At 52.2% G+C, this 7,895-nt stretch carries 7 protein-coding genes and 1 pseudogene; 7 read left to right on the top strand and 1 reads right to left on the bottom strand.

Annotated features, from left to right (window positions below; all coding sequences use genetic code 11):
* Window positions 1-193 (bottom strand): ROK family protein (locus ACN0RL_RS19290; protein ID WP_417519772.1); only part of this gene is annotated, 193 nt, incomplete at its 3' end.
* A 394-nt stretch (window positions 194-587) separates the two neighbouring features.
* Between ACN0RL_RS19290 and ACN0RL_RS19285 the strand changes: the two genes are divergently transcribed.
* From ACN0RL_RS19285 to ACN0RL_RS19255, 7 genes and pseudogenes are all read left to right on the top strand, one after another.
* Window positions 588-1,943, top strand: a complete 1,356-nt coding sequence (locus ACN0RL_RS19285; protein WP_085617064.1) for an extracellular solute-binding protein — start codon at window positions 588-590, stop codon at window positions 1,941-1,943.
* Between the two features lie 78 nt (window positions 1,944-2,021).
* Entirely contained in the window at window positions 2,022-3,320 is a 1,299-nt protein-coding gene (locus ACN0RL_RS19280; RefSeq protein ID WP_085617063.1) for a carbohydrate ABC transporter permease, read from the top strand.
* A gap of 9 nt (window positions 3,321-3,329) precedes the next feature.
* On the top strand, window positions 3,330-4,166 hold the full coding sequence (locus tag ACN0RL_RS19275; protein WP_085617061.1) for a carbohydrate ABC transporter permease: 837 nt from the start codon (window positions 3,330-3,332) through the stop codon (window positions 4,164-4,166).
* Complete coding sequence (locus ACN0RL_RS19270) at window positions 4,166-5,218, top strand: ABC transporter ATP-binding protein (protein ID WP_085617059.1); 1,053 nt, start codon at window positions 4,166-4,168, stop codon at window positions 5,216-5,218. The genes ACN0RL_RS19275 and ACN0RL_RS19270 overlap by 1 nt, the downstream gene beginning before the upstream one ends.
* A 29-nt stretch (window positions 5,219-5,247) precedes the next feature.
* Window positions 5,248-5,871, top strand: a pseudogene (locus ACN0RL_RS19265) (glycerophosphodiester phosphodiesterase); the annotation flags it as partial.
* 33 nt (window positions 5,872-5,904) lie between these two features.
* Complete coding sequence (locus ACN0RL_RS19260) at window positions 5,905-6,675, top strand: glycerophosphodiester phosphodiesterase (RefSeq protein ID WP_417519774.1); 771 nt, start codon at window positions 5,905-5,907, stop codon at window positions 6,673-6,675.
* On the top strand, window positions 6,672-7,682 hold the full coding sequence (locus ACN0RL_RS19255) for a LacI family DNA-binding transcriptional regulator (RefSeq protein WP_085617055.1): 1,011 nt from the start codon (window positions 6,672-6,674) through the stop codon (window positions 7,680-7,682). Before ACN0RL_RS19260 ends, ACN0RL_RS19255 begins: the two co-directional genes overlap by 4 nt.
* Window positions 7,683-7,895 lie beyond the last annotated feature (213 nt).

Below are 7,895 nucleotides of genomic sequence, written 5' to 3'. Positions count from 1 at the left end.
CAAAACTGATACCGATATCAGAAGCCGCACCAAACTCAGCATCGGCATCGCCAATCACCCCGGCAATGACCGCGACAAAAGCATCACGATCATCGGCCGGTGTCGGCACTTTGATGTGGGACTGGATATCACCCGCCGCGTCAAACGCCCCGAATTCGATTTTCGATCCGCCAATGTCAAATGCGTAATGCATGTCGTGATTTGCCTCACCTGATACCTGTCCTAACCGGATACACCAACGATTTCCTTCCGGCAAAAGAAACAACGCACGCCCTGTACAATGACCGCCCAACTTGGCGAACAAATATCGACCGACCATGCACCAAAATTCCCCCGTTCGATATGGCCGCAAACTCCGACTTTCATAGATCAGAATATACACAAAAAGCACGGATACCGGCCCCAAACGACCAATCTGACGCCCGACAAAGCTTGGCCAAGCCGGAAAACTGCAACCAAACTTTTATAAAACCGTCAGCTCAGTGACTTTTTAGGCGGTTAAAAACACATCAATTGCACACGTGTGCAAAACCACCGGCCTGCTTTTCCCATTGCCTGTCGCACCCGCCTAATCAAAGGAGATCCGCATGAACCGTACCCAGCTATACAGCTCGGCCATTGCAGCAGCCATGCTGTCGCTCGCCGCCGCCCCGGCCTTTGCTGAAGATTACACGATCAGCGTCTGGGCGGGTGGTACCAACCCACCTGATGCTTACCGCCTCGAGGCCATCGAAATGGCTGCCGACATGCTCGAACGCGAATACGCTCTTGAGGGTAAAGAACTGAACATCCAGGTGGAAAAACGCCGGGACTTTGGTGGATGGGATCAGTTCAAGCAGGCCTTCACACTGGCCGCCGAGGCCGGTAAAGCCCCGAATATTGCCGTAACCAGCCATCTCGACATCGCGCCCTGGGCCCAAGCTGGTTATATCGTGCCAATCGAGGATTATATCGACATCGATTCCTGGCCGACCAACAATATATACCCCAACCTTATCAGCATCGCCCGTCTGGGAAATGTGCAGTGGGGCATCCCACAGGATTCAGAAAGCCGCCCGATGTTTTTCTGGCGCGATACGATGCGCAAAATCGGATATAGCGACGCGCAAATTGATGCCCTGCCAGAACGGGTTGCAACTGGTGACTACACCCTTCACGACGTTCTGGAAGACGCCAAAAAAGCCGTTAACGCAGGCATTGTCGAAAAAGGCTATGGCTTCTATCCCCGTGTTTCCAATGGGCCGGATTATGCCCAGTTCTATCAATCCTTTGGCGGCAAACTGGTCGATCCCGAAACCGGCAAGCTGCTGCTTGACCGCAAAAGCATGACTGATTTCTACCAGTTCTTTGTTGATTGTGTGAATGCCGGGGTAACCCGCAGGAACCACATCGGAACAGAATGGAACCAATGGTACAATGAAGTCTCCCACGGCAAGGCCGCTATCTGGCACGGGGGAACTTGGCATTACGCGCGCTATATAAAGGAAGGCAACGAGGATTTCTTTGGCACGATCCAGTTCTCCTTAATACCCAAGGGTAACAAGGATGAAGGGCGTCCGAACACCATCACCCATCCGCTGGTATATCTGTTAGCCAAGCAGGGGGATGAAGATACACTGGAAATTGCTGCCAAACTTATCAAGATTGCCAGCGAACCCCGTATCAACGCATTGCATGCCATCAAATCCGCACATCTGGGCATCAGCCCGCTGGAGCAGGATATTGATTTCTATGCAAATGACCGCTGGGCCCGCGAAGCGACCGCACGCCTGCTGCCTTATGCCAACGCCCAACCGAACAATCAGAAATATGGTCAGTTCTCGCAGATCATGTGGAAGGGCCTTGAAGCCGCCTGGGGCGGTATCAAAAGTCCTGAAGACGCCGTTGCCGAGGTGGAACAGGAAATGAAAGCCGCACTTGGCGACGACCTGATCATCCGATAACGCCTATTCCGATTTTTACAGGGCAAGGGAAGTCTATTTCCTTTGCCCTGTTCCTCGGCATCAAAAAGTAAGATTGTCATGAAACATATCAGTTGGCTGGGCGTGGGATTTTTAACACCCGCACTGTTAATCGTCGGGTTCCTTTTTTTTGCCCCCGTCGTGATGACTGCCGTTTTTTCATTTACCAATATGAGTACCGCAACCGGTATTTCCGGGGGTGATTACCTATTATCGCCCAACAACCTTGACGAAATGCAGGCGCACGGTGTTTCCCAAAAAACGCTGGATGCCCTGGCCGATACCACCTATCAGGTCGACGACCACGGCCTGTTGCTGCTGGCACAGGAATTCGGCACCGAAATCGCCAATGAGCTAAAGGAACGCCACAACAACGACATCTTCAAAAATCGTGGCGAACTTGAACGTGCCCTAAAGGACATGAAACACCGCATTCGGTCCCCCCGTGATCGCAAAAAGGCCGCCGATCTTTTCGGCACCTCGATCCTGAATCAGCGTTTCACCAGCAAAGTCGATTTCATCACGGCTGTAATACAAACCGGCGCCGTACAGGCCGATATTCCTGCGGTAACCTCGGTCGCCTATACCGGCTGGCAATGGACAACCAATAATTTCAAACGCCTGTTTTCATTACCGGCCACTTGGCGCTACGCGCTGAATACGTTGGCTTATGTGACCTTAACGCTTGTATTCAATATTGGTTTTGGCTTGTTTCTGGCGATTTCAACGTTTTACATGCCAGAAGGATTTGCAAATACATTTCGCACCATCTGGTTCCTGCCACGGATACTGCCCCCCGTTCTCTATGTCCTGATGTGGAAATGGTTCACCTGGGATACGGGATTTCTATCCACTATCCTCGCCCCGCTGGGCATTCCGGCACAAAACTGGATGATGCAGACGTCAACCCACGCCTGGGTCACGATCATCCTGATCAACGGATCCGTCGGTGCATCTTTGGGCATGATCCTGTTTTCAAGCGCCATTCGATCAATCCCGGCATCAATGCTCCATGCCAGCGAAGTCGATGGCGCATCACGATTCCAACAGATCCGGCACATTATTTTACCGCAACTTCGATGGCCAATTCTGTTTCTTACCTCCTATGAAACACTGTCGTTACTGGCATCGTTTGAACACATCCTGCTGACCACGGATGGCGGACCGGGCAAAAGCACCGAAGTCTGGGCGCTGGCGGCCTTTCATACTGCACTGAGAAACTATAGCGGCAATTTGCAGTACGGCTATGGCGCAGCATTCGCCCTGATACTTGTCGCCATCGGGATCGCAGCAAGCCTTGTCTATATGAGGCTGTTCAATTTCCGCGACCTTGTAAGTAAACCGCGGATCGAACGATAGGAGGCAGGCATGCCAATACAAAGCAGAAATTTCAAAGCTGCGCCGATGATCATTCTGTTATCCCTGCTTTCGCTACCATTACTGATCATGTGTTTTTATCTGATCGTCGACACCATCACCAACACACAACCGGGAACTCTGATCCCCGACGAGATCACCTTCGAACACTGGCGTTTTCTATGGCAAACCACAGAAAACAGCAGCGCCAATATCTGGCGGGTTACGCTGAACACTTTTGTGTTCTCCATCACCACAGCCACGACCATTCTGGCGATCTCTCTGACGGCGGGTTATGCGCTTTCGCGGCTCAACATCCCGTTTCGCCGGTTTTTTCTTAGCGGGCTGATCATGCTGCATGCCTTTCCGACAATCACATTGATCATCGCCATTTTTCTGATCCTGCAAACGCTCGGCCTCTATGACAGCCTGATCGGCGTCATCATGGTTAAAAGCGCACTTGAGCTTCCCTTTGGGATCTGGATCATGAAGGGGTTTTACGACAATGTTCCCTGGGAAATCGAAATGGCCGGCGTACAGGACGGTGCCAGCCGATTTACCGTATGGCGCAAACTTGTCCTTCCACAGGTCCAACCCGGAATGATGGCGCTGCTGGTTTTTTCCTTCCTGACAGCATGGAGCGAGCTTGTCTTGCCGCTGGTTTTGGCACCGGGCAATAAGTCACAGGTACTGTCGGTCTATCTTGCCACAATGCTCGCGGACGAAAGCTCCATCGACTTCAACCTGATGAAATCGGTCGGCTTGTTCTATGTCATTCCGGTCATCATCACCTACATGATTTTCCAAAGAAAACTTATGAACATCTACGGCGGAGGCACGAAAGGCTGATGAAAATCGAGCTGCGCAATTTCACCAAACGTTTTGACGGACAAGCCGTTGTCGACAATGTCTCGCTGACAATAGAAAGCGGCGAAATGATCGCGCTTCTTGGCCCTTCGGGTTGCGGCAAATCAACCAGTCTTTTTTCAATTTGCGGCATCCACCGCATGGACGAAGGACAGTTGCTGTTCGGCGACAAGGACGTAACCAATCTGCCGTCGCAAAAACGCAATGTCGGCGTGGTGTTCCAAAACTACGCCTTGTACCCACACATGAGCATCTTTGAAAATATTGCCTTCCCCCTTGTCGTGCAAAAGGCCGACCGGGCAACAATTCGTCGCAAGGTTGCCGACATTGCCGAACTTGTGCAGATCAGTGATTTACTTGAACGCAAACCGGCCAATATTTCCGGGGGACAACAACAGCGCACGGCCCTTGCCCGGGCCTTAATCCGGCGCCCCGACGTTCTGCTGCTTGATGAACCGCTTGCTAATCTGGATGCCAAACTGCGGCTGGAAATGCGTTCGGAAATTCGGCGAATTCAGTCGGAAACCGGAATCACCGCCATCCTTGTTACCCATGATCAGGTCGAGGCAATGTCGATTTGTGATCGTATTGCCCTGATGCAAAAGGGCAAAGTTGTTCAGCTCGACAAACCCAGGGAAATGTATGCCAACCCGGCCAATATGTTTGTTGCTGAATTCTTGGGGAATCCCCCGATCCGTTTCATGCCTGCCGAACTTCACGAAAATCAAATGATTGCTGGCGGTGCGGCTTTACCACGCCCCCAACACCTGAAACAATCGAACCTGCCAGACAAAATAAACTTGGGCATACGCCCCGAGCATTTTGGCCCGCAATTTGGCAACGAAATTTCCGGACATATTCTGGCCATCGAAACTCAGGGGCGGGAAAATCTGTATGATGTCGCCTTGTCCGATGGCGGGGTTTTGTGCTCGATCCAGCCCGCAAATGATCATTTGAACCCTGGTGATACGATTCAGTGGGGAATAGCAAGCCAGCATCTTCTGGCCTTTGACGGACAGGGAGAACGCATTTGACCGGCTCCCGCAAAACCGTCCGCCCCTGGATGTCACCAGACCGGCCCTATTCCATCGCTCATCGTGGGGCCAGCGATTATGCACCGGACAACACGTTGGCATCTTTTGAACTGGCGCACGCATTGGGGGCCGATTTCTTTGAAGTCGACTTACGTCTCAGCCGGGATGGAATTGTCGTTGTCTGGCATGATCCCGAAATCATTGATGATGATGGTGGTAAACGGCAAATCGCCAATATGACTTTTGACGAAATCACCCTTGCCTCAAAGGATGCAGGCTATCCCATTGCGCGCTTTAGCGATGTTCTGGCCCTGGCACAACGGAACGATATCGGTATCTATGCTGATATAAAAGCATATGACGCTGCCCACCCTGTTCTGGAGCAGCTCCGTGCCGCGCATATCGAAAAAGCCATTCTCGGAGCATTTGATCGCGATATTCTTATCGATCTCGGAAAAACCGATTGTCCATATCCGCGGGCAACACTGATCCGGGCCGACGCGGACCCTTTCGAGGGAACCGAGAATTTCGACATCCTGCATTTATGCTGGGAAAATATGACATCCCGTCCCGACTGCCTTGTTACGCCCGACCTGATCGCCAAGGCGCAATCACAAGGACAGCAAATCGTTCTATGGCACGAAGAACGGCCCGACATCATGGCCCGACTTCGCGCATTGCCGGTTCTGGGCATTTGCAGCAACAAGCCAGAACTGGTCAATCCGTTTCGACCAAATGCCGACTGGCCGGTCAAAATCGTCTGTCATCGCGGGGCTGAGCGCCTTTTGCCCGAAAACACGACTGCCAGCATGCATTGTGCATTTGCGGCCGGTTTTTCGCATGTCGAATGCGATATTCGCAGCAGTAGCGATGAAATGCCGATCATCATGCATGATGCCGATCTGGCCCGAACCACCAACGGCCAGGGAATGGTCGCCACCAAAAGTCTGGCGGATCTGCGCAAACTTGATGCCGGCAAATGGTTCGCGCGGGCTTTTGCCGGGTTAGCCATTCCGCAAATCGACGACGTTCTCGATATTGCACGGATATATGACGGTCATCTGTATCTGGAACTCAAAACCGGGCCTGTCGAACCTATTCTGAAAGCCGTAGATATCGCAGACTGCCTTGACAGGTGTTTCTTCTGGTCCTTTGACCGTCAGATTCTCGGCAACTTGCGTCAGCTTTGCAAAACAGCCAAAATCATGACACGCCGACAGGATTACAGCAGCCTTGACGAGGCAATTGCCGATCTTGGTGCGGCGATCATTGAATTCACACCTGACGAAGATATGGATGACATAGCACAATGCCAAAAACACGGCGTTGCCAGCATGATTGCCTATATGGGAACGGACATTGCCACATTCGAGAAAATCATTCTTCACCGCCCCGATTACGTAAATCTATCCGATGCCTTCGGGTTTCGGCGTTGCTATGAACGGTTTTTCGCATGACACCGCCTTTAGGCAAAGCGGCGACCTCCTATGATGTTGCAATCCTCGCCGGGGTTTCACGTTCGGCCGTATCACGCGCCTTTACTGACGGTGCCAGCATTTCCACCGAAACCCGAAAACGGGTCATGGCTGCGGCCAAAGAGCTGGGTTATCACGTCAATTTTCTGGCCCGCAGTCTGCAAAGCCGCAGATCCAGTCTGGTCGGGGTCGTGGCTTCTGCAGCGGAATCGCCGTTCCGCGCCAAGCAGATCAAAATCACCGCAGCCGAACTTGTTCGCCGAGGCTATTGCCCAATCCTTCTAAGTGCTGAAACCCCGGACGATATCGACAATCTGACATCCTCATTGTTCAGCTACAACGTAGCGGGCATGATCATTACCTCTGGCACACCACCGGAAAGCATCATTGCTGAATGTAATCGTCTGAGCATCCCCGTCGTCCTCGTCAATCGCGAGGCCAATGTGACGGGTGCCGACCAAGTCAGTATGGATATAAACCAAGGCGGACAACTTGCTTTCGACTTACTGAAATCGGCCGGTGTTCAGAAGTTTTGCGCAATATCCCCCCGAATACCGACATATTCGGTAAATGGCCGGATAGATGCATATGTAAGTCGCTGCCAAAAGGAAAATGTCCCTTTACAAATGGTCGAAATCGACGGTCAATCCTATGCATCGGGCTTGCATGCCGCCGATCAGATTGCCGCACATCTTGACAAGATCGACGGTGTATTTTGCGGTACCGACCTGATCGGACTGGGTGTGATGGATGGTTTGCGCTACCGGCATGGATTGCGCATCCCCGAAGATATTCAAATACTCGGATTTGACGATATCGATCAGACCGGATGGCTGTCCTACAACCTCTCAACCATTCGCCAGAACGCGGGCAAACTGGTCAAGGCGGCGGTCGATGCCATGCAACAGCGTCTCGAAGCCCCGGCCTCTGCATATCAGCAACACATCATTGCCGTAGAACCGGTGTTGCGTGCAACGACACGCAAATAAAAAAGGCCACGTCAAATTTTTGACGTGGCCTTAAAAAACAAATCCTAAATCAGACGCGCAAGCGTGCTGACAGATCATCATAACCCGGCATGTCTTTTACCGGGCCAAGGGCGGTAATCGTCGGCGTCCCGGTTAGCAATGCCTTGCCGGCCTCGCGGACGCGTTCCAAATCAACCGCTTCGACCCTGGCGATGATTTCTTCCATGGTTTGCG

The organism is Marinobacter sp., from assembly GCF_048259445.1.
In the GTDB taxonomy this organism is placed as follows: domain Bacteria; phylum Pseudomonadota; class Gammaproteobacteria; order Pseudomonadales; family Oleiphilaceae; genus Marinobacter.
Note: the sequence above shows the minus strand (reverse complement) of the source record. Positions and strands in the feature narration are given on the sequence as shown.

Coding starts and splice junctions, on each gene's coding strand:
- ACN0RL_RS19285 (WP_085617064.1), top strand. CDS start 588: ATGAACCGTACCCAGCTATACAGCTCGGCCATTGCAGCAGCCATGCTG.
- ACN0RL_RS19280 (WP_085617063.1), top strand. CDS start 2,022: ATGAAACATATCAGTTGGCTGGGCGTGGGATTTTTAACACCCGCACTG.
- ACN0RL_RS19275 (WP_085617061.1), top strand. CDS start 3,330: ATGCCAATACAAAGCAGAAATTTCAAAGCTGCGCCGATGATCATTCTG.
- ACN0RL_RS19270 (WP_085617059.1), top strand. CDS start 4,166: ATGAAAATCGAGCTGCGCAATTTCACCAAACGTTTTGACGGACAAGCC.
- ACN0RL_RS19255 (WP_085617055.1), top strand. CDS start 6,672: ATGACACCGCCTTTAGGCAAAGCGGCGACCTCCTATGATGTTGCAATC.